At 65.1% G+C, this 20,580-nt stretch carries 16 protein-coding genes; 8 read left to right on the forward strand and 8 right to left on the reverse strand.

Annotated elements, in window-relative coordinates:
* The first annotated feature begins 14 nt into the window (after nt 1-14).
* The 4 genes from E8L99_RS11205 to E8L99_RS11220 all read left to right on the forward strand — a co-directional run bounded on the left by E8L99_RS11205 (nt 15) and on the right by E8L99_RS11220 (nt 5,728).
* Nucleotides 15-1,409: a M20 family metallopeptidase gene (locus E8L99_RS11205; RefSeq protein WP_137099611.1), complete on the forward strand. Its 1,395-nt coding sequence runs from the start codon at nt 15-17 to the stop codon at nt 1,407-1,409.
* Nucleotides 1,406-2,659 (forward strand): NAD(P)/FAD-dependent oxidoreductase, encoded by a 1,254-nt coding sequence (locus E8L99_RS11210; RefSeq protein ID WP_137099612.1) that lies wholly within the window; start codon nt 1,406-1,408, stop codon nt 2,657-2,659. The genes E8L99_RS11205 and E8L99_RS11210 overlap by 4 nt, the downstream gene beginning before the upstream one ends.
* Before the next feature lie 91 nt (nt 2,660-2,750).
* A complete protein-coding gene (locus tag E8L99_RS11215; RefSeq protein WP_137099613.1) occupies nt 2,751-3,728 on the forward strand; it encodes a TAXI family TRAP transporter solute-binding subunit in 978 nt (325 codons plus the stop codon).
* 77 nt (nt 3,729-3,805) lie between these two features.
* Nucleotides 3,806-5,728: a TRAP transporter permease gene (locus E8L99_RS11220; RefSeq protein ID WP_137099614.1), complete on the forward strand. Its 1,923-nt coding sequence runs from the start codon at nt 3,806-3,808 to the stop codon at nt 5,726-5,728.
* A 62-nt stretch (nt 5,729-5,790) separates the two neighbouring features.
* Here the strand turns inward: E8L99_RS11220 and E8L99_RS11225 are convergent, their stop codons facing one another.
* Nucleotides 5,791-6,267, reverse strand: a complete 477-nt coding sequence (locus tag E8L99_RS11225; RefSeq protein WP_137099615.1) for a c-type cytochrome — start codon at nt 6,265-6,267, stop codon at nt 5,791-5,793.
* 99 nt (nt 6,268-6,366) lie between these two features.
* The gene (typA, locus tag E8L99_RS11230; protein ID WP_137099616.1) at nt 6,367-8,190 is read right to left on the reverse strand and encodes a translational GTPase TypA; all 1,824 of its coding nucleotides are present in this window, start codon (nt 8,188-8,190) and stop codon (nt 6,367-6,369) included.
* Nucleotides 8,191-8,840: 650 nt separating this feature from the next.
* Here typA and E8L99_RS11235 point away from each other — a divergent pair.
* The 3 genes from E8L99_RS11235 to E8L99_RS11245 all read left to right on the forward strand — a co-directional run bounded on the left by E8L99_RS11235 (nt 8,841) and on the right by E8L99_RS11245 (nt 11,083).
* A complete protein-coding gene (locus tag E8L99_RS11235) occupies nt 8,841-9,191 on the forward strand; it encodes a hypothetical protein (protein WP_137099617.1) in 351 nt (116 codons plus the stop codon).
* Nucleotides 9,192-9,211: 20 nt separating this feature from the next.
* Nucleotides 9,212-10,384 (forward strand): cupin domain-containing protein, encoded by a 1,173-nt coding sequence (locus E8L99_RS11240; RefSeq protein WP_168201647.1) that lies wholly within the window; start codon nt 9,212-9,214, stop codon nt 10,382-10,384.
* Between the two features lie 102 nt (nt 10,385-10,486).
* Nucleotides 10,487-11,083 (forward strand): response regulator, encoded by a 597-nt coding sequence (locus E8L99_RS11245; RefSeq protein WP_137099619.1) that lies wholly within the window; start codon nt 10,487-10,489, stop codon nt 11,081-11,083.
* Between the two features lie 19 nt (nt 11,084-11,102).
* On the opposite strand, the gene E8L99_RS11250 is transcribed toward E8L99_RS11245, so the two are convergent.
* The gene (locus E8L99_RS11250) at nt 11,103-12,086 is read right to left on the reverse strand and encodes a Bug family tripartite tricarboxylate transporter substrate binding protein (protein ID WP_168201648.1); all 984 of its coding nucleotides are present in this window, start codon (nt 12,084-12,086) and stop codon (nt 11,103-11,105) included.
* A 279-nt stretch (nt 12,087-12,365) separates the two neighbouring features.
* Here E8L99_RS11250 and E8L99_RS23785 point away from each other — a divergent pair, with 279 nt between their 5' ends.
* Entirely contained in the window at nt 12,366-12,530 is a 165-nt protein-coding gene (locus tag E8L99_RS23785; RefSeq protein ID WP_168201649.1) for a hypothetical protein, read from the forward strand.
* Nucleotides 12,531-12,718: 188 nt separating this feature from the next.
* Here the strand turns inward: E8L99_RS23785 and E8L99_RS11255 are convergent, their stop codons facing one another.
* From E8L99_RS11255 to E8L99_RS11275, 5 genes are all read right to left on the reverse strand, one after another.
* Entirely contained in the window at nt 12,719-17,011 is a 4,293-nt protein-coding gene (locus E8L99_RS11255; protein WP_137099621.1) for a translocation/assembly module TamB domain-containing protein, read from the reverse strand.
* 2 nt (nt 17,012-17,013) lie between these two features.
* Nucleotides 17,014-18,924 carry an autotransporter assembly complex protein TamA gene (locus E8L99_RS11260; protein ID WP_252511341.1) on the reverse strand — a complete coding sequence of 637 codons (1,911 nt, stop codon included), beginning with the start codon at nt 18,922-18,924 and terminating at the stop codon, nt 17,014-17,016.
* Nucleotides 18,925-19,182: 258 nt separating this feature from the next.
* On the reverse strand, nt 19,183-19,446 hold the full coding sequence (locus E8L99_RS11265; RefSeq protein ID WP_137099623.1) for a hypothetical protein: 264 nt from the start codon (nt 19,444-19,446) through the stop codon (nt 19,183-19,185).
* 195 nt (nt 19,447-19,641) lie between these two features.
* A complete protein-coding gene (locus E8L99_RS11270; protein WP_137099623.1) occupies nt 19,642-19,905 on the reverse strand; it encodes a hypothetical protein in 264 nt (87 codons plus the stop codon).
* Between the two features lie 105 nt (nt 19,906-20,010).
* Nucleotides 20,011-20,460 (reverse strand): cupin domain-containing protein, encoded by a 450-nt coding sequence (locus E8L99_RS11275; RefSeq protein ID WP_137099624.1) that lies wholly within the window; start codon nt 20,458-20,460, stop codon nt 20,011-20,013.
* Between the last annotated feature and the right edge of the window lie 120 nt (nt 20,461-20,580).

Below are 20,580 nucleotides of genomic sequence, written 5' to 3' on the forward strand. Positions count from 1 at the left end.
AGACCGAGCCTGACATGACACGCGCCGCCGCCATTTCCGCTGCCCACAAGACCTTCGACGACGGCCGCCTGAAGGCGATCTTCGCCCGGCGCATCGCCATCCCGACCGAGAGCCAGAACCCGGACCGCGCAGCCGATCTGGCGCGCTATCTGACCGACGAGATGAAGCCGAGCCTTGAGGTGCTGGGCTTCACTTGCACGCTCCTGACCCATCCCAATGCCCGCGCGCCGTTCCTGCTCGCGGAGCGCATCGAGGACCCGGCCCTCGTCACTGTCCTTGGCTACGGCCATGGCGATGTCGTGCGCGGAATGGAAGGCCAGTGGCGCGATGGCCGCGATCCCTGGGTGCTCGATGACACGGGCTCGCGCTGGTATGGCCGCGGCGTCGTCGACAACAAGGGCCAGCACACGATCAACATCGAGGCGCTGCGCTGCGTGCTCGAAACGCGCGGCCGCCTCGGCTTCAACGTGCGCTATCTCATCGAAATGGGCGAGGAGGTCGGCTCCATCGGTCTTCATGATCTCGCCCGCGAGCATCGCGACCTGTTCCTGGCGGACATCCTGATCGGTTCCGATGGCCCGCGCCTGACCGCGGAGCGGCCGACCATGTGCCTTGGCTCGCGCGGCGCCTACCGCATCGATCTCGAGATCAAGGCGCGCGACGGCGGCAACCATTCCGGCAACTGGGGCGGCCTCCTGTCGAATCCGGCGGCGCGGCTCTCCCACGCGATCTCGACCATCATCGGCCCGACAGGCCAGGTGCGTGTCCATGAACTGCTGCCGAAGGAACTGCCGGACTCGGTCAAGCGGGCGCTGGCCGACATTGAGCCCCAGAGCGGCCAGGGCGATCCGCAGATCGAGCCCTGGTGGGGCGAGCCCGGCTTCACCGAGGCCGAGAAGGTCTATGGCTGGAACACGTTCGAGGTGCTGGCGCTGGGATCGGGCGACATCGTCAACCCGCAGAATGCCGTGCCAGGCTCGGCCAAGGCCGTCTGCCAGATCCGCACCGTCGTCGGCTCGGATCCCGATGGCTTCATCCCGGCGATCAAGCGCCATCTCGTGCGCCAAGGCTTCCCCGATGTCGAGGTGACGAGCGGCCGCGACTCCGCCTTCAAGGCAACCCGCACAGATCCCGACCATCCCTGGGTGCAATGGGCGGCAGCCTCCATCCAGCAGACGACCGGCAAGAAGACGGCCGTCATCCCGAATGCCGGCGGCTCGCTGCCGAATGACGTATTCGCCGAGATCATCGGCATGCCGACCATTTGGGTTCCGCATTCCTATCCCGGCTGCTCGCAACACGCCCCCAACGAGCACGTTCCCTCCGAGCTTCTGCGCGAGGCGATTGGTCTGATGGCAGGGCTCTACTGGGATCTCGGCGAAGGCGGCCACCCGAAGGTCGTGCGATGAGCGGCGCAGGACGCGTTGACGTCGCCATTGTCGGTGGCGGCATGGTCGGCAGCGCGAGCGCGCTTGCCTGTCTTGAGCGCGGGATGACGGTTGCGCTGATCGATCCAGGCGAAATTCGCGATGCGGCCAGCTACGGCAATGCCGGTGTCATCTCGCGCGGCTCGCTGTTTCCGATGGCGATGCCGGGCCTTCTCTCGAAGCTGCCGCGATATGCCCTGAACCAGGATCCGGCTGTGCGGGTCGACTACGGCTCGCTCTTGTCGGTGATGCCATGGCTCATGGCGTTCGTGAGGCGGTGCAACGTCGCATCCGTGCGCGAGGTTGCCAAAGCCCTCGATCCCTTCTGCGCCGGTGCCTATGACGAGCACTGGCGGGTCGCCGGCGAGATCGGCGCACGCCACCTGATCGAGAAGCGCGGCTGGATCAAGCTCTACAGGACAGAGGAAGCGTTCGCCTCATCGGCCTTCGAACGCGAAATTCTCGCGCAGTACAATGTTGCAACCGAACTGATCGACGGAGCCGAGCTGCCCCAGTTCGAGCCGGCGTTGAAACGGCGCTTTGCCAAGGGCCTCTGGTTCACGGAGACAGGGTCGGTCACCGATCCAGGCGGTCTTGTCCAGCTCTATGGCGAGGCCGCGCGGTTGCGCGGCGCCGATATCGTCAAGGCTCGGGCCTCCTCGATCGCGGAGACCGCCAACGGTGCTGCCGTCCGCCTGGAAGGCGGCAGAACGATCGAGGCCGGGACAGTTGTTTTGGCAGCCGGAGCCGCTGGCGGCGATCTCGCGCGGACCCTGGGCTACCGTTTCCCGTTCGCCGCCGAGCGTGGCTACCACCGGCACTTCGCCGATGCAGGCGAGTTCAAACTGTCCAGGCCGATCCACGATACCGGCGGCGCCTATGTCGTCTCTCCGATGCAGGCAGGGCTTCGCGTGCTGAGTGGCGTACAACTCGCTCGCCACGGTGTACCCCTGAACCCGGTCCAGCTCGTTCATGCCGAGGCCGAGGCGGGCGGAACAGTTGCGCTGGGGGCGTCGCTGGAACAGGAGCCATGGGGTGGTTCGCGGCCGTCGACACCGGACGGCCTGCCGATCATCGGGCGCGCGCCGCGCCATCCTCATGTGATCTTTGCCTTCGGCCACGGCCATATCGGCCTCGGCACGGGGCCGATCACCGGCAAGCTGGTGGCGGAACTGGCGACCGGTGCCAAGCCATCGGTCCCGTTGGAGCCATTTCGCGCGGAACGCTGGTGAAACCCGCCGGAACCGGTTGCCAGCTGCGGATGGCTGGCTAGACTGTGGCCACAATGGGGCAGATGGCCCCGCTTACAAAGGCGGATCGGACATGTTGAAGCGGATCGTAGCGGCCGTCGGACTGGTTGTTCTGGCGGCGACCGGCGCCTCGGCGCAGACCATCGAATGGCGTGGCGGATCGATCGGCGGCGGCTGGTACACGATCGTCTCCGGAGCCGCCAAGCTGCTGGAGGACAAGGTGCCGGGCCTGACGGTGAAGGCCGTTCCGGGCGGCGGCGCCGCCAATCCGATCGCGGTACAGCAGGGCCAGGCTCAGCTCGCCATGTCGATCGATATCTTTGCTTCCATGGCCGCAGGCGCGACCGGCACGTATCAGGGCCGTCCTGTCTCCGACAAGCTGCGGATGATCGGGCAGTCCTTCGGCGACACCCCATTCCACTTCATCCGCGCGCCCGGCCAGACCATGGACATCGCCACGCTGTTCAAGGAAGGCCGCAACATCCGCTTCGGTGGTGCCTCCAACGGCGCGACCGACGAGATCGCGCTGCGCTGGCTGCTCGCCCATTACGGCCAGACCTATGACAGCCTTCGTGCCCGCGGCTGGCGCTTCACCCTGGCCGCCTATGCCGACCTGGCTTCGGCCTATCGCGACAACCAGATCGACTATGCCTTCTTCGCGCTTGGCCTTCCCGGCTCGGCGGTCGTCGACATGGCGACCGGCCGTGACGGCGAGTTGCTCGACATTCCCCAGGACGTGCTGGACGGCTTCAAGCAGCGCCATGGAATGGGATCCGGCAGCATTCCCGCCGCCACCTATCCGCGCTTCCAGGGCAGCCGCGGCGCCGTGAAGACCCTGGTGATGGCCACCACCCTGATCACCTCCGCCGATGTGCCGGACGACGTCATCTACCGCGTCACCAAGGCCATCTGCGAGAACGTCGCGGAACTGCCGCGCATCCACAGTTCGCTCGCCGATTATCGCTGCGAGACGGCGGTGCGAGATCGGCCGGTTCCGGTCCATCCGGGTGCGCTGCGCTACTATCGCGAACGCGGTTTCGCGCCGAACTAAGCTCCGGACTGTAGTGTTCAAGGCTCGGGCGGAGGCGCCCGGGCCGCTTTTCCTTTGGCGATAACCCGGGATCTTCCATGCGCGACCTGAAGGGTCCTGTCTTCTGGCTGGCTGCGGCCCTTGCCGTCTCGGCGTCGCTGTTCCACCTCTGGACGGGCGGGTTCGGCTTCATGGAGCCGCGCGAGCAGCGCTCGGTCCATCTGCTTCTGCTCCTGCCGCTGGCCTTTCTGCTCTATCCCGCCACCGAGCACTCGCCGAAAGACCGCCCGAGCGTCATTGATGCCATACTTTGCGCGCTCGCCATCCTGCCCTGCCTCTATTCCCTGGGCTGCGCCAATGGTGGTCCCTATTGTGCGTCGATCATCAACCTGCGCTTCGAGACGGTTGATCCTGTTTTCCCGATCGAGTGGGTGCTGGGCACCATCGCCGTTGTGCTGGTTCTTGAAGCACTCCGCCGTGCGGTGACGCCGATCCTGGCTGGCCTTGTCGCACTTGGCATCATCTATCTCTTCGTGACCGAGTATATGCCGGGCATTCTGTTCTTTCGCGACATTCCCGCGACCCAGATTGTCGAGACGCTCTATCTGTTCAATTCGCTCGGCATTTTCGGGTCGATCACCGGCATCTCCGCGACCATGGTCGCCATGTTCATCATCTTCGGCGCCTTCATCGAGGGATCGGGCGTCGGCCGCCTGTTCCACAATCTCGGCATGAAGGTCGCAGGGCGCCAGGCGGGCGGTCCCGCCAAGGTCGAGGTGGTGTCGTCAGCCCTGTTCGGCACGATTTCGGGCTCGTCAGTTGCCAATGTCTTTGCCACCGGCTCATTCACCATCCCCGCGATGATCAAACTCGGCTACCGCAAGCAATTTGCTGCAGGCGTCGAGGCGGCATCATCCGTTGGCGGGCAGATCATGCCACCGGTGATGGGGGCAGGGGCCTTCATCATGGCCGAAATCACGAATATCCCCTACCAGACCATCGCAATCGGGGCGATCGCAGGGTCACTGCTCTACTTCTTCATGATCCTGATCAGCGTCCATTTTGAGGCCAAGCGGCTGCGGCTGGTCGGCTGCGATCCGTCGGAAATTCCCGACTGGAGCGAGGTGGTCAAGGACGCGCATCTGCTTCTGCCGGTTTTCGTCATGGTCGGCGCCATGGGATTCGGCTATTCGCCGGCCTTCTCGGCGTTCTGGGGCGTGGTCACCATGGTCCCGGCGTCGTGGCTTCGGCACCATACCCGGCTCTATCCTGCCGATGTGCTGCGCATGCTGGCAGTGGGTGGCCGCAACATGGTCGTGGTGGCCCTAGCCTGTGCAGGTGCCGGCATGTTTGTCGCCTGCCTGACCGTCACCGGCATGGTGATCTCGTTCTCCACCATCGTCACCGGTCTTGCCGGCTCCAATCTCTATCTCGCCGGCATCCTGATCGCGATCACGGTGCTGATCCTCGGCATGGGCGTTCCGACCACGGCGGCCTACATCATCGGCGCGGCGATCGGCGCGCCGATCCTGCAGAAGCTCGGGGTGCCGGAGCTCCCGGCCCATATGTTCGTCTTCTATTTCTCGATCCTTGCCGATGCCACGCCGCCAGTGTCGGTCGCATCCTATGCTGCGGCCTCGATCGCGCGATGTTCGCCAATGGCTGCCGGTGTCGTCGCGTTCCGGCTGGCGATCGCCGGTTTCGTGGTCGGGTTTTCCTATCTCCACTCATCAGCGCTGCTGCTGCAGGACAGCTGGTCGGAGATTATTGGCGAGTTTCTCGCCAATGCGGCGGGCCTCACGCTGCTGGCCGCGGGCTTTTTCGGGTTCTTCCGCGCGCCGCTGCCCATGGCGCTCCGCTTGCCGCTCATTCCCTTCGGCATCGCACTCGCCCTGGCTGACGCGGTGCCGGTCTGGTACCGGGTAGCAACGGCGCTGGCTGTCCTGCTTGTGATGTATGTCGCGCAGAAGGCCGCAGCCGAACGCGAAGGACAAGCCGTGCTGGCTGAACGAACGTCCTGACACCCCGACAGTAAAACGGCGGCCTTGATGGGCCGCCGTTCCAGCAGGAATGACAGGGGTCGTTACGGCTTCGGCTGTGTCGTTGTGTCAGCCGAAGGCGGCGTGGCAGCCGCAGGAGCCGCCGGGGTAGCCGCAGCCGCCGCGCGCGGGCTGCCGTCCGGGTTGAACAGCGCGAGATAGCCGATCAGGTTCTTGATCTGGTCGTCATTGCGCAGGCCAGCGAAGACCATGCGCGTGCCGGGCGTCACAGTGCGCGGATCCCGGATGTAGGCGGCGAAATTCTCTTCGCTCCAGACTTTCGCGGTGACTTCCGGTGTCTTGTAGGCCGGCGAGTAATTGTACCCGGCGACCGATCCGGCGGTACGCCCGAAAAGCCCATTCAACTGGGGGCCGACACCGTTGCGGGCCGTTGGCCCGACCTGGTGGCAGGCGCGGCATTGCGCAAACACCGCCTGGCCCGGGTGCGGGGGGGCATCCTGGGCGGAGGCAATGGACGCAGACAGCAGGAGACCGGCGGCAGAGGCGATGATGATGCGCATAGTGTTCCTCAACGGACTGATCTTGGAAGCGGGGAACGTGGTCAGGACATAGTGCCCCGACCGCGTCCGTTCAATCCGCCCAAGGTCTACTGCGGCAAATCACGCAACGGCCTCGCGGCTCTTCTCGGCCCGCTTGCGCTCGTTCGGATCGAGATGGGTCTTGCGCAGACGGATGGACTTCGGCGTCACCTCGACGAGTTCGTCGTCCTGGATCCAGGCCAGCGACTTCTCCAGCGTCATCCGGATCGGCGGCGTGAGGCGAACAGCCTCGTCCTTCGATGTCGTGCGGATGTTGGTGAGCTTCTTGCCCTTCAGCACGTTCACTTCCAGGTCATTGTCCCGGTTGTGGATGCCGATGATCATGCCGCGATAGATCTTGACGCCGGGATCGATGATCATCGGGCCGCGATCTTCCAGGTTCCACATGGCATAGGCGACCGCTTCGCCGATATCATTGGAGATCAGGACGCCATTCACGCGGCCGGCAATCTCACCCTTGTAGGGTTCGTAGGCCTTGAACAGGCGGTTCATGATCGCGGTGCCGCGCGTGTCCGTCATCAACTCGCCCTGATAGCCGATCAGGCCGCGGGTCGGCGCATGAAACACGAGGCGCAGACGGTTGCCGCCGGAGGGGCGCATCTCGACCATCTCGGCCTTGCGCTCGCTCATCTTCTGCACGACGACGCCGGAATGCTCTTCGTCGACGTCGATCAGCACTTCCTCGATGGGCTCAAGCGTCGCACCGTTCTCACCCTTCTGGTAGACGACACGCGGACGCGACACGGCCAGTTCGAAGCCTTCGCGACGCATCGTCTCGATCAAGATCGCGAGCTGCAATTCGCCGCGGCCCGAGACGAAGAACGAGTCCTTGTCCGGGCTCTCCTCAATCTTCAGGGTCACATTGCCCTCGGCCTCCTTCAGCAGGCGGTCGCGGATCATGCGGCTGGTGACCTTGTCACCCTCGGTGCCGGCCAGCGGCGAGTCGTTGACGATGAAGCTCATCATGACGGTCGGCGGATCGATCGGCTGGGCCTGGATCGGCGTATCGACCGAAAGATCACAGAACGTGTCGGCGACCGAACCCTTCGACAGGCCGGCAATGGCGACGATATCGCCGGCCACGCCTTCTTCGATCGGCTGGCGCTCGATGCCGCGGAAGGCGAGAATCTTCGATACGCGGCCGGTCTCCACCACGGCGCCGTCGCGCGACAGAACCTTGATCTGCTGGTTGGGCTTCACAGTGCCCGACGAGATGCGCCCGGTGATCATGCGGCCGAGGAACGGATTGGCCTCGAGCAGGGTTCCGAGCATCCGGAAGCCACCCTCTTCGACCTTGGTCTGCGGCACGTGCTTCAGGACGAGATCGAACAGCGGACCAAGACCCTGATCGATCGGGCCCTCGGGCTTCTCGGCCATCCAGCCCTCGCGGCCTGACCCGTAGAGGATCGGGAAGTCGAGCTGCTCGTCGGTCGCGTCGAGTGCGGCGAACAGATCGAACACCTCATTGATGACCTCGACATGGCGCGCGTCGGGACGATCGATCTTGTTGATGGCGACAATCGGCTTCAGGCCGATCTTCAGGGCCTTGCCGACCACGAACTTGGTCTGCGGCATCGGCCCTTCGGCTGCGTCCACCAGAACGATCGCGCCGTCCACCATGGAGAGGATGCGCTCCACCTCGCCGCCGAAATCGGCGTGGCCAGGGGTATCGACGATGTTGATCCGCGTGTCCTTCCAGACGACCGAGGTCGCCTTGGCCAGGATCGTGATGCCACGCTCCTTTTCGAGATCGTTGGAGTCCATCACGCGTTCGGCGACGCGCTGGTTCTCTCGGAACGAGCCCGATTGCTGCAGGAGCTTGTCGACCAGCGTAGTCTTGCCGTGGTCGACGTGGGCGATGATGGCGATGTTGCGCATTTTCATGGGAAGGGGCGTCCGGTCGCGGAAAGCGAAAAAGCGGACCCCCGAGATCGCGGGCCCGCATGCCTTGTTGCGGTGCACTTATAGGACGCGGGCCACCGGCGCAATCAAAACAGCACGAAGAGACGCGATTGTGCCGTGCAATCATTGCCCTCGCATTATGGGAGACCCTTGCAGAATGCGAGTCTCAATCCGCGAGAGAGTGGCTTGATTGCATCAACCGAGATCGAGAGGTTGTGGGCGTGGGGTCCGCAACCCACCACATTTAGCGAATATGGCTCGGAGGTTGGCGTGGCATGCCGGGTGCACAACTGAATTCGAACCGGCATCTGGTATTGCGTCGCCGGCTCACTGGCTAGGATGGGAGGGGACCGCAATCTGCGACCCCTTGAAAGCGATCTCCTCCCCTCCATCCCACCAACATCCTCACACCGTCCATCATCGATCGGTCCGTTCCCGGAACGCGGCCATGCCGGGACGCGTGCATATGCCAGCCCCCGAACACAGTCGTTCCGCCAGCAACGTCTGAACCTGTCGGTACGTAAATTGCCGCTTGAGGCTGCCAGCGGAATTGTGCAAATGTTTCCCGATTAGAACGGCTAGAAACTAGCCGTCACGCGAGCGCGTCGGGCAAATCGACGAGGGAGGCTGCAGTGACCGATTCCAATAAGATCGACGCCGAAAAGGCAGACGACCTCGAGGCCCCGTCGAATCCGCTCGACCGCCGCTTGTTCATGTTCAAGACGCTGCTCGGTGCGGCTGCACTGACCGCTGCGACCGCCGTGACCACGTCGACACCGGCCGAGGCCCAGCGCCTGCGAGTGACCGACAGCGATCCCTACGATCGCGAGGGTCGTGGCCGTGGTCGATTCGTACGCCGGCGTGGCACTGACGCCGATCCCTATGATGCCGAGGGCAGGGGCCGGGTGCGGACCTATCGCCGCCGTGTGCGCGTGACGGACAATGATCCGCGCGATCCGCGCGGTGGTGGACGCGGCTGGTAGAGCGGCCTGATATCATGACCTTGGCCACCGCCGCCTTTGAGCTCGCGTTCGCCGGCTTGAAGGCCGAGGACGGCCTTAAGCTGCGCGAAGCGGGCTCGATGCGCCATTTCAAGGCGCAGGACCGTTCCCGCTTCGGCAAGCTGCTGTCCATCCGCGATCTCGACGCGTTCCTGGCGACGGGCTCTGCACAGGTGCCCCGGGTGGCCATGGCGGATTCAGGGCGGAATGGCTCTGCCGCCGTGCCGGAGGAAGATTTCACCTTTGGCGACGGAAAGGTTGACCCCTCCAAACTCTTTCCACTCTTCGATGCCGGTGCGACGCTTGTCGTCTCGCAGTTCCATGAACTGCACCCGCCGCTGGCCGACTTCTGCCGTGGGCTGGAGAAGGTCTTCCAGCACGGTGTCCAGGCCAATATCTATCTGACACCGCCCGGTGCCCAGGGATTTCGCACCCATTTCGACACGCATGATGTGTTGGTGCTGCAGGTGTCGGGCAAGAAGCAATGGCGCGTCTGGAGCGACACGGCCCAGCCTCACGCGACGCGCCGGACACCCTGGGATGGCGCTATCTACAAGCCCGACCAGTCGAAAGCGAACGACCTCCTGCTGGAGGCCGGGGATGTTCTCTATGTGCCGCGCGGCGTGCTTCACGATGCATCGGTGCAGCCGGGTGGCGAACCGTCCCTGCACATCACTGTCGGTTTTCTGGACCAGACCTGGGCCGATGCGCTGAAGGCGGCCATCGACCAACTCGAGCAGACTGAGCCGAAGCTCCGCGAGGCTTTCCCGATGTGGCGCCTGGGTGACGAGGCGAGCCGTCCGGCGCTGGTCAAGGCTGCGGCCGAGCGGGCCGCCATCATCGGTAGCCAATCGGGCGTCGACCTCGCGGCCATGCATTTTCTGCAGGCGCTTGCTCAGGATCGCATGCCGATGTCGGGCAGGACGCTGGTAGCGCCGGCGCTGGGTGCGGATGACCGGCTCGTTCTGGCGGACGCCGTCCATCATTACGTCGTTCCGGTCGGGGATGGCGCGGAACTGCGTTGGTCCGGTGCGCCTGTGCCTTTGACCATGGTCGAACTGGGCTGGCTGGAAAAGCTGTCGCAAGGCGTCTCGCCAACGGCGCTTGGCGGCGGTGAGGCCGCACTGGCATTCTGCCGACGGCTGTTTGCTGTAGGCCTGCTGGTCCGTATCTGATCGCCACGCCCCAACCGTTTGTTAACCCTGCGGTGCGATGGTGCCGCTAGGTAAGTGGCAGGCGTACCAGCGGTGGCGACCTCATCACGGCAACGATTGATCATGGTCGCGCATCCGCTCGCCTTTCAGCGGCGGCTGATCCGGTCGGCGCTGTCCGGCCTTGGGCGATTCCACGAATCCCGCACTGGCTTTGATGTCATCGAAGCGGCGGAGCGTCTTCGCCCCGACCTCATTGTGATGAACCGCAAGCTTCATGGGCTGGACGCTCTGGAATCGACCAAGCTCCTGAGAAGTTCGGCCAGCGAACTGCGCTTTGTGTCGATCATCATGCTAAGCGGCGACACCACGCAGGCCATGCTGAAGGCGGCCCTCGCCGCTGGCGTCAACGACATTGTCGCCAAGCCGTTCAGCCTGGCGATCATGCGGCGGCGCTCGGAAATCCTTCTGCAGGAGCCACTGCCATTCCTGAGGACGCGGACCTTCTTCGGCCCCGTCCCGCGCTCTGAGCGCATTGCCGCCGATGTCATCCAGAAAGCCAGCGCATTGCGCACGACGTCGCTGACATGTGCAATCCGCATGCAGCCGGTTGACCAGGAGCGCTGTCCGCTGACGCGCAACTGCGTCTGCCGGCGCTATGTCAAAGGTCAAGCGCCACCGCCGGTTCACACCGGCAGCGGCTTTGAAGTGGTCGAACTCTAGCCGCGCGTGCGGGAAGGCTTCAATCGACGCGCGCGCCGGAAGCCTTCACGACCTCCGCCCACCTTGGCAGTTCACGCTCGACACGGGCCCGCAGGACATCGGGGCCCTTCATTGTTGAGACGGCCCCCATCTGTTCGAAACGGGCCCGGAATGCTGGATCCTCGCCAATCTTGATCAGCTCCGCCGTCAGACGCTTGGCAATTGCCTCCGGAATGCCCTTCGGCGCCAGCATCCCAGACCAGGAGGTGACATCGAAATCGGGGATGCCGCTCTCCATCATTGTCGCGACATCAGACAGGCCTGGCCAGCGCTTGGCGGTCGACACGGCGATCGGACGAATCTGATTGCCCTGGATCTGGCCGAGGATGGTCGGCAAGTTGTCGAACATGAAGTCGATGCGTCCGGCGATCAGATCCTGCACCGCCACGGCGCCAGTCCGATAAGGCACGTGGAGCAGCTCAAGGCCGGTGCGGCGGGCGAAATATTCCGTACCCAGATGGCCTGTCGTTCCGATGCCGGGGGTGCCATACGACACCTTGCCGGCGCCGCGCTGCTTGGCCCACGCGATGAACTCCTGGATGTTCTTCGCCGGGTTCTGCGGATTGACAACGAAGACGTTCGGAATCTCGTAGATGTCGGCGAGATAGGTGAAGTCAGTCTGCGGATTGAATGGCAGCGTGCGGTAGAGCGCAACATGGGCCGAAAGCGGCCCGATCGTCGAAACACCGAATGTATAGCCATCGGGCTGCGACCGGGCGATCGCATTGACACCGACATTGCCGGCTGCGCCCGGGCGGTTCTCAACGATGACCGACTGCCCGAGAGCCGCGCCCAACCGCTCTGCGATCACCCTTGCCAGAACATCAGTCGAGCCGCCTGGAGGAAAAGGCACGATCATGGTCAGGGGGCGATTGGGGAAGCCGTCCTGGGCCGAAGCCGAGCGAAATGCGGGCGCGGCGAGGCCAGCCCCAAGGGCTGCAAGGGTGGTCCGGCGCGTGATCATGCGAATGTCCTCCATCTCGGCCTCATCATACGGCCTTCACCTCAGAATGACCGAGCAGGCCGTGGCCTTGCAAGCACGCTCTCTGTCGCAATGACGATGGCGCCAGCGCGTGGCCACAGAAGTCTGACCGCGCCTTTTGAGATGCGTGGCTGACAGGCGTGCCGCCAAATGTGGGGCCCGAGGGAACGATCATTTGCCGGCGTCGTTTTCAAGAGGCGGGATAGTCATCGTCACTCAAGGCGGCGGCGGTATCCGACTCTTGAAACGAGGAGACCCCACATGTTCAACAGACGAAGCTTCTTCACGACGCTTTTTGCCGGTGCAGCGATCGCCGGATTGGCTGTCTCGCAGCGCGCTGACGCCAGCGAACTGCTGGAAATGCAGGGCACGCAGAGCCCCCTGCGCCTTCGCCGATTTCGCCCGGTCTTGGCAATGGTGGCATGACCCGCAGCGGCGCAACCCAGCGCGGTGAGGCACGTCGCGGCCGCTGGTATCGCCGCAATCGCCGGATGCATCGCCGTCGGTGGATGCGCCGCAACGCCATGTGATAGCCGCCGTTCGACCGGCTGCTGTCCCGACGGCCCGCCATCTGGCGGGCCGTTTTCGTTTCCGCTCCCGATCACGTCGGTCTGCTAGTATTCGAGTTCCGTTCCAACGCCCACGGACGCCCGCCCGTCGGCACCGATTTCCGTCTGGATCCGCAGCCGCCGCGTCAGGTCGATATCGACGCCGACAGCGCTGTTCTCCGGTTTGCTGCCCGCCCTCACACCCAGGCGTATCCGGTCGTTGATCGCGCGCGACACCCCGACGGCCGGGCCACTTGTTCCCGTTGTCACGTCGAGGTTGTCGACGCCCAAGGCCCGTCGCGCGCGCTCGAAAGCATCTGAACCGCTACCGCTGCCCGACAATTGCACCACGGCTTGGGCCAACTGAAGAGCTTGAAACGGCGACAGGCCGCCTGCGGCGCGCTGAAACAGCAGGCGCGACAAGACCTCGTCCTGTGGCAGGCTCGGCGTCGAGGACAACACGAACTCCGGCTCGTTCGCCCGCCCACGGATACCGATCGTCGCGACAATGTCGGTTGCCCGCGTCTCCGCGACGAAATCGAGATCGGGAACGAGATCGCCACCACCGAACGTGACGCGGCCGCGGGTGAAATCGAGCCGTTGGGTCAAGAGCGACAGGCGTCCACGCCGAAGCTCGAAAGCGCCATTGGCCCTGAGATCGTTGGTTGTTCCCGAAAGGCGCACCTGCCCACCAAGCTCGGCATCAATGCCACGCCCACGAACGAAGACGCGGGACGGAGCATCGATCGCAAGATCGACCGTGGCATTGAAGACCGCCGCCCGCCGTTGTGCCGTAGCGCGCTGGCGGGCAATCTGGGCAAGCCTCGCGCGCGTCTGGGGCGGCGGCGCCACGTGCCGTGCATCGCGGAAGGGCTCTGTATTGCTCGGAAGCCGGTCAGGGACGCGCACCTCCAGCGTCTGCACATCAATCCGGCCACTGATGCGTGGCTGGGTTGCCAGGGGGCCGGTGACTGTCATGTCCAGACTGGCGTTCATCGTCACGACATCGCTGGAGACAAGTTCCGCATTGCGCGCCGCGATCCGCAGATTGGCTGGAAAGCCACGTTGGGCATCGGCATCCACCTGGCCGGTCACCGTAAGCGTGCCGCCGTTCTTGGCCCGTGCAGTCAGCCGCTCGATCACGAGTGACGTACCCCGCCCGATGACGCGACCCTCTATCCCGGTCAGGCTCACGCCCTGAAGCGGGTCGGAGAACGAGCCGCCGGTCAATGTGGCGCTGCCCTGCACCTCAGGGTTCGACCGCGACCCGCGCAGCGCTCCATCGATCGCCACGCGCCCGGCGACGCGACGCCCGCTTCCTGCCAGTGACGCATTGAGGAGACCAGCATCAAGGGTCCCACGGCCCCGCAGATCAAGCGCGTCCGCTGGGCCTATCGGGACCGATCCGCTGACGTCAAACGCAATGGTGCGGCCGCCAGCTATCCGGGCGTTGACGCTTGCCCGCTCGCCCTGGGCTTCGCCTCGCGCCGTGATGTCGAGTGCCGGAATGCCAGCCTCTCGTGTCTGCGGCAGGCTGAAGCCACGCAGGCTTGCCTCATAGGGGCCGCGAGGCGCTGAGGCGGGGCCGCTGAGAGTCGCTCGGGCATCGAGCGTGCCACGGAGCCCGGTTCCGGGCGCGACGATATCGATTGCGGCGAGAGGGACCGCTCGAGCTGCAACGGAGATATCGAGATTGCTGCCGATCCGGCCGCTCACGTCGACGGCGCCGCCAAGGACCGCAAGCGACAGCTTGTCCGTCCTGACCGACCCATCGGAGAAAAGCAGGCTCGCTGGGGCCGTCAGCGTGATGCGTCCGCCCTGTCTCGTCGCAGCGAACGACGCGAGGTCGAGCCGAAGCGTTTCGCCTGGCACCAGCCTGCCGGTGCTGGCGACCTGGAACCCACGCGCCTCGGCGCTCAATGTCAGGTCGCTTCCGGCTGGCGTCCCGACCGCTTTCAGTGCGATGCGCTGGATCGTCTCGCCGCCAGCGACGAGCCGGTCGATGGACACATCGCCATTGACCACCGGACGGCCGAACAGATCCTCGCCGGTCAGGTTGGCGCGGATCGCGTTGAGCGACAGGCCGCCGGCAATGATGCGCCCGCCCACGGCCTGAAGCGCGGCGCGCTGCCGACCGTCCTGCGCATTGGCATCGATCGTTGCCTGAAGGCTACCGCGCAACTGTGTCAGGACGAGAGGCGAGAGATCGTTGAGGTCGCTGGCCGATAGGGTGATGCGTCCGGTTGCCAGCCGGTTCGGCGATATCTCGCCCTGTCCCTGTGCGGAGGCAGTACCGAGGCGGGCCTCCAGTCGCGAGAGGGTCCACGTGCCCGCCGCATCCTTCGCTGCCTGGACATGCGCCGAGAGCGGCTTGCCATCGACCAGGCCTCCGATATTCAGCGTGACCGTGGGTGTCGAGGCAGTCTGGCGGGCCGCGAGTGTCAGCCGCAGATCCCGCACCGGCCGATCAAGCGCCCGGACGTCTCGTGCATCCAGGAGCAGTGACACGTCGGGATCGTCGACCTTGCCGGCGAGATGTGCGCTGGCCTCCGCCGCACCGGCGAGCCTTGGGTCAACCTGCTTGAGCTCCGGCAGGCCGAGGCTTGCCCGCAGATCGAAAGTTCCGTTGGCCATGCCGCCATTGAGGGTCGATGCGACATGCTGGCCTCGCAGGGTCAGGCTTTCGAACCGCAGACTGTCCGGACCTCGTCGGATGGTGCCGGCGATCGTCGCCTGACGGCCCATCAAACGGTCGGCGATGGGGTCACCAAGGGTCAGATTGGTCGCGCGGCCATCGACATTCGCGGCGAGGGACGTCGCAGGGTTTCCAGACAGCGCCGCAGTGACCACCGCCTCACCGGACAAGGTCCGGCCAGCGAGCCGCGATATCGCGCGGAGCCGCGTGATCTCGACGCGTGCGCGACCCTCCAGGACTTTTGCTCCGGCGCGGCCGGCATAGGCCAGTCTGAGATTGGGCGTTGTTGCAGACAGCTCAGAGATGTCAGCAACGGAATCGCCATCGATCATGGCGCGGAAATTGACCGCGACTCGGTCGCCCAGCGCTTCGGAGAACCCCCGATCGGCGAGCGCAAGTCCCTCGGCGCGCCCTTCAAGCGCAAGGCCGTAGCGCTGGCGGGCATCCTCGGGCGCGGGCTCCGCCGACAATGTTGCGGTCAGCGAGCCGAGCGTGATCTGGCTATTTGCTAGGTCACGAAGCGTCAAGCGGCCAGCGATGCGCGGCCTCGCCACCGGTCCCTTGGCGCTCGCGTCGAAAACCAGTTGTCCGAGCGAACCGTCGCCCCGGCGCGTTTGCTGGCCATTGTTCGGCAAGGCCCGGGCGGAAGCCGTCACGTCGAGGATCTGGTTCGCGTCGAGCTTGCCGGCGATTGTCAGTTCGGCAAGGTCCGAGGCCAATCTCAGGTTTTCGATGCCATAGGCGCCGCTATCCTCGAACACGACATCGCTGGTGAGGGCGGTCGTCCCGGCGAACACTGTACCTACCGCCGGCGGAAGCAGGTTCTCGATATGCGCGGTCAGTCGCAGACCAAGACGGCGCAGCGCACCGGTGCGGAAAAGCCGTGCTTCGCCGATGGCATCGGTACCGGCGCCAGCTGCAAAGGCGATACGGGCGCGCCAATCATCAAGCCGCCCGGCTCCTGTCAGATCGAGCTTGACCGGTGGCAGCCCGGGCAGGTTGGCGAGACGGGCCGCAACGCCGCCTGCCGGTTCATCGTGCAGCAGGGTCAAGTCCAGCTGTTCGGTCGCGGGTGCAAAGGCAAGCTTCAGCGTCGTCGTGCCCGGCGCATCCAGCCTGCGAATATCGAGGCTGGTGTTCAGCCCCTCTGCGGGCGGGCCAAGCGTCGCATTGCCCGTGGCTGAGAAGCGCGCAGCAAGCCCGATAACCGGCTCGCCCAGAACAAGCTCTGCGACGGAGAGCCTGCCGATTTCGACCTTGAGCGGCAGCTCCGGGAGGATCGGGTCGGTGCTATTGGCTGGGACCGCAGCCGGATCGCGCGCCGGCCTACGCGAGAATTCGATCCTGCCGATCTCGAGATTCTGGATTTCCAGCCGCCGCGACAGCAGTGCGACCCGGCGCCAGACGAGCCTGATCGTATCGATCTTCAGATAGACGCCATCGGCATCCGCCACCGATACATCCCGGATCATCGCATCCGACGACAGCGGTCCTTCCACGGATCCGACGGTCACCCGCGATGTCGGGGTCGACAGGACGCGCGAGATGAAGCTTGCCAGCACGCCCTGGTCTTCCTGCGCGCGGGGCGTCGACGCCTGGATCATCAGGCCGAAGCCGATGATCAGGACGAGGGGCAGGAAATGGCGGAGCCTGATGTTGCGCATGGTCAGAACGCCTGTCCGATGCCGACATAGATGGCGTAGGGCCGTTCCCCGGGGCGTCTGCCTAGCGGCACGGCAACGTCGAAGCGGATCGGGCCGATGGCGGTATAATAGCGCAAGCCCAGACCGGCGGCGTAGCGCAGAGGCGCGGAACCGTCCGGGTAGGATGACGCATAGGCCTGACCGACATCGAAGAACGGCACAAGGCCAATCGTCTCGCTCACCTTGATGCGCGCTTCCACGGAGGCCTCAAGGAGGCTTTTGCCGCCGATCACATTGCCGAAGATGTCGCGCGGGCCGAGGCTCTTGTAGTCATAGCCGCGCACCGAGCCGCCCCCGCCGGAATAGAACCGTCGGGCCGCCGGTATATCCAGCAGCGTACCCCCGACGATCGACCCGAGGCCGATCCTGCCGGCGAGAATGTAACGCGCCTCGTCGTCGATCGCATAATAGGCCGAGGCCTGAGCCTTGCCGACGGCGAAGACATCAGGCGCGTCGCCAAAGCCGTGATAGGGCGTGATCGACGCGGTAACGCGAACGCCACGCGTTGGATCCAGTGCCCGGTCGGTCGTGTCGTAGGTTACCGACACCGGAACGCCGATCAGCCCGTAATCGACGCGCCGCAAGGGATCGACCGAGCGGCCGATTTCACCCTCAAGCCCGATCTGCATCGAGAAGGCATCTGTGAACCGATGGCGGATCGCCGTGGTGACGTTGATCAGCTGGCTCGTGTAGAAATTGGTCAGCTCGCGCTGGATATAGGCGTCGAACAGGAAGTCGTTGCGGGTGCCCCAGAGCGCCGGTTTGAGGAACGACATCGACAGGCGACCGCCGATGTCGTCGACGTTTAAGCCGCGCCGGCTGCTGCCGCCCGGCCAGTTCTGGTTGCCGGTGAAATAGAACAGGTCAGCGTCGAACCTGAGCCGCTCCGCCCCGCCGAACAGGTTCCTGTGCGCCCAATAGGCTTTGAGCGCCGGGCCGTCGACAGTGGAATATCGGACCGACCCGCCGACCACGCGCGGCAGCCGTTCGGTGATCTCGACGTCCAACGGCAGATTGCCCTCGGCATCAAGTGCCGTGGCCTCCCGTACACGCACCCCGCCGATGGCCTCGATCCGCAGGATCGACTTGCGGATGTCGTTCACCGCGCGGCGGGAATAAGGATCGCCCGGTTGCGCGTAAATGAAGGACCGCACGACGGCGGGGTCGACAGTCTGCGCGCCTTTGACCGCTGTCCGGCCGAGGCCGGCTCTGGCTCGCGGATCGACGAGCAGCACGAGATCGACCGTTTGTGTGCGATGGTCGATGATCGGAACCCGTCGAGAGACCTTTACGAAAGGGTGGCCACGGTCGCGAAAATGGTCTGAAAGCTCAGCCGCCGCATTGAGGACGCTCGACGTCCGCGCGGGTTCTCCGGCCTTCACCGGGACGACGCGCTGTGGGAGGATGTCGCCACTGAACGGCGCCTGCCCGTGCTCCTCCAGCACCTGGACAGATCCGAAGCGATAGAGTGGTCCCGGCTCTACGACAATTGCGACGGGCACCAGGGCCCGTCCACGCAACTGATCCAGCGCTGCGCGTGCGGAAGCCGACAGGGTCCGCTCAAGCATGACCGATTGCCCGCCGATCGTGATCGAAGCGCGCGCTGCATAATAGCCGGAGCCCCAGAGCGCATCGACAATGCGAGGGAGGTCGGCCTCGGCGCGCCGGACCAGTTCGTCACCGGATTGGGGGGGCTCGAGACGCAGCCGATAGAGGGTCGAGACATCGCGGATCGCGCCCAAGGCCTGATCGTCGCCGCCAAGCCCGGTGATGTCCAGCTGATAGGCGACTGTCTGGGCCGACACCGAGGGCTTGTCGGAGCCGAACAGACCAAAGAAATTCTGGGCAAGCGCCTCCGGCGCAGTACCTGCCATCAGGGAGGCTGCAAGCAGAACAAGGCCAGCGCGGGATCGTCCCTTCCCGATAGGCAGCATTCCTGACCTTTCAACTCAAACGCACCAGGGCAGGCGAGGACCGTGCTGCCCAGGCGCCAACACCTCCCCCAACAACGCAGTCTAGGTGAAAGTGGTTGCGATGTCGCTACCGTGAGGACGGGGCTGAACGTCACAACGCAAAACCCCGGCTCTGGTGAGCCGGGGTTTCGGAAGTCTGGGGAAGTGGGCTTTCAGCGATCAGTTGCAGACGCGGACCGTGCGGCGCTCCATGCCGTAGGGGGTGTCGACCCACTGGCGGGTGAGGAAGCATTCGCGGGCCGGCGCGGCATAGGCGTTGGCGGCGATGGCGGCAGCGGCGCCACCGACGATCAGGCCGGCAGCCAGGCCACCGAAGCCGATGCCACGGTGACGGAAGCCGTGGGCTTCGGCGGAGGGGGCGGTTGCGGCCATCAGGGAGGCGGCGGCGACGGCGGCGAGAGCGAGGGTCTTGAAGCGGGTCATGGCGGGTCTCCTTGGAGGTTCGGGTGGGGCTTGATCGCCCCGGTCCTCCATGGGTCGCGGCGCGCCGGAAAAAGGTTCGAGGCCGGACCGAAAAATGTTCGAAATATGTTGGGCCGTTGAGCCGGACCCCAAACGCAAAACCCCGGCTCTGGGGAGCCGGGGTTTCGGGAGACTGGGGAAGTGGGCTGTCAGCGATCAGTTGCAGACGCGGACCGTGCGGCGCTCCATGCCGTAGGGGGTATCGACCCACTGGCGGGTGAGGAAGCATTCGCGGGCCGGAGCGGCATAGGCGTTGGCGGCGATGGCGGCAGCGGCGCCACCGACGATCAGGCCGGCGGCGAGGCCACCGAAGCCGATCCCACGGTGACGGAAGCCGTGGGCTTCGGCGGAAGGAGCGGTGGCAGCCATCAGGGAGGCGGCGGCGACGGCGGCGAGGGCGAGGGTCTTGAAGCGGGTCATGGCAGGTCTCCTTGGAGGTTCGGGTGGGGCTTGATCGCCCCGGTCCTCCATGGGTCGCGGCTTCAGGCCAGAAGGTTCATCGCTCCGCCGAAAAAATCGCGCGCGTCAGGCATTGGCTTCAGGAGGCAGGAAATTCACCTCATGCCGGGCGGAAATGGCCACCACCTCCGCCGGATCGGCGACATTGTGCAGGTTGTTGAACAATTCCTCGAGCATCCGGGCGGGCGACACCCAGAACAGTGCGCGGGCCGGCTTGTCGGACTTGTTGAAATAGCCGTGCGGAATGCCACGGGGCAGTCGAACGAGATCGCCCGCCTTCGCCTTGACCCACTGGCCGTCGAGTTTCAGGTCGAGCACTCCCTCCTGGACCAGGATGAACTCGTCCTGCGTCGGATGGATGTGGACGGGCACGAACTGGCCCGGCTCGCTGTTGGTCTCGAAGGCGAAGGTCGCCTCGCAGACCGCCTTCGGGAAATAGACCTGGCCGAGGATGTTCCACGTCTTCCCGGCATAGCCGCTGCCGCCAGCAGTGATACCCTTTTCCAGTGTCGTCATGGCCTGCTCCTGAGCCTGTGGTCGTCTGGTTGGCAGCGTGCAGGAACAGCGGCGGGGGTTCAATGCCAAAGGCCGCACGCCTGCACACCGGCTCGACAACCTGACGCCGCCAGGCGCCTG

Origin of the sequence: Phreatobacter aquaticus (assembly GCF_005160265.1) — a bacterium.
GTDB lineage: Bacteria > Pseudomonadota > Alphaproteobacteria > Rhizobiales > Phreatobacteraceae > Phreatobacter > Phreatobacter aquaticus.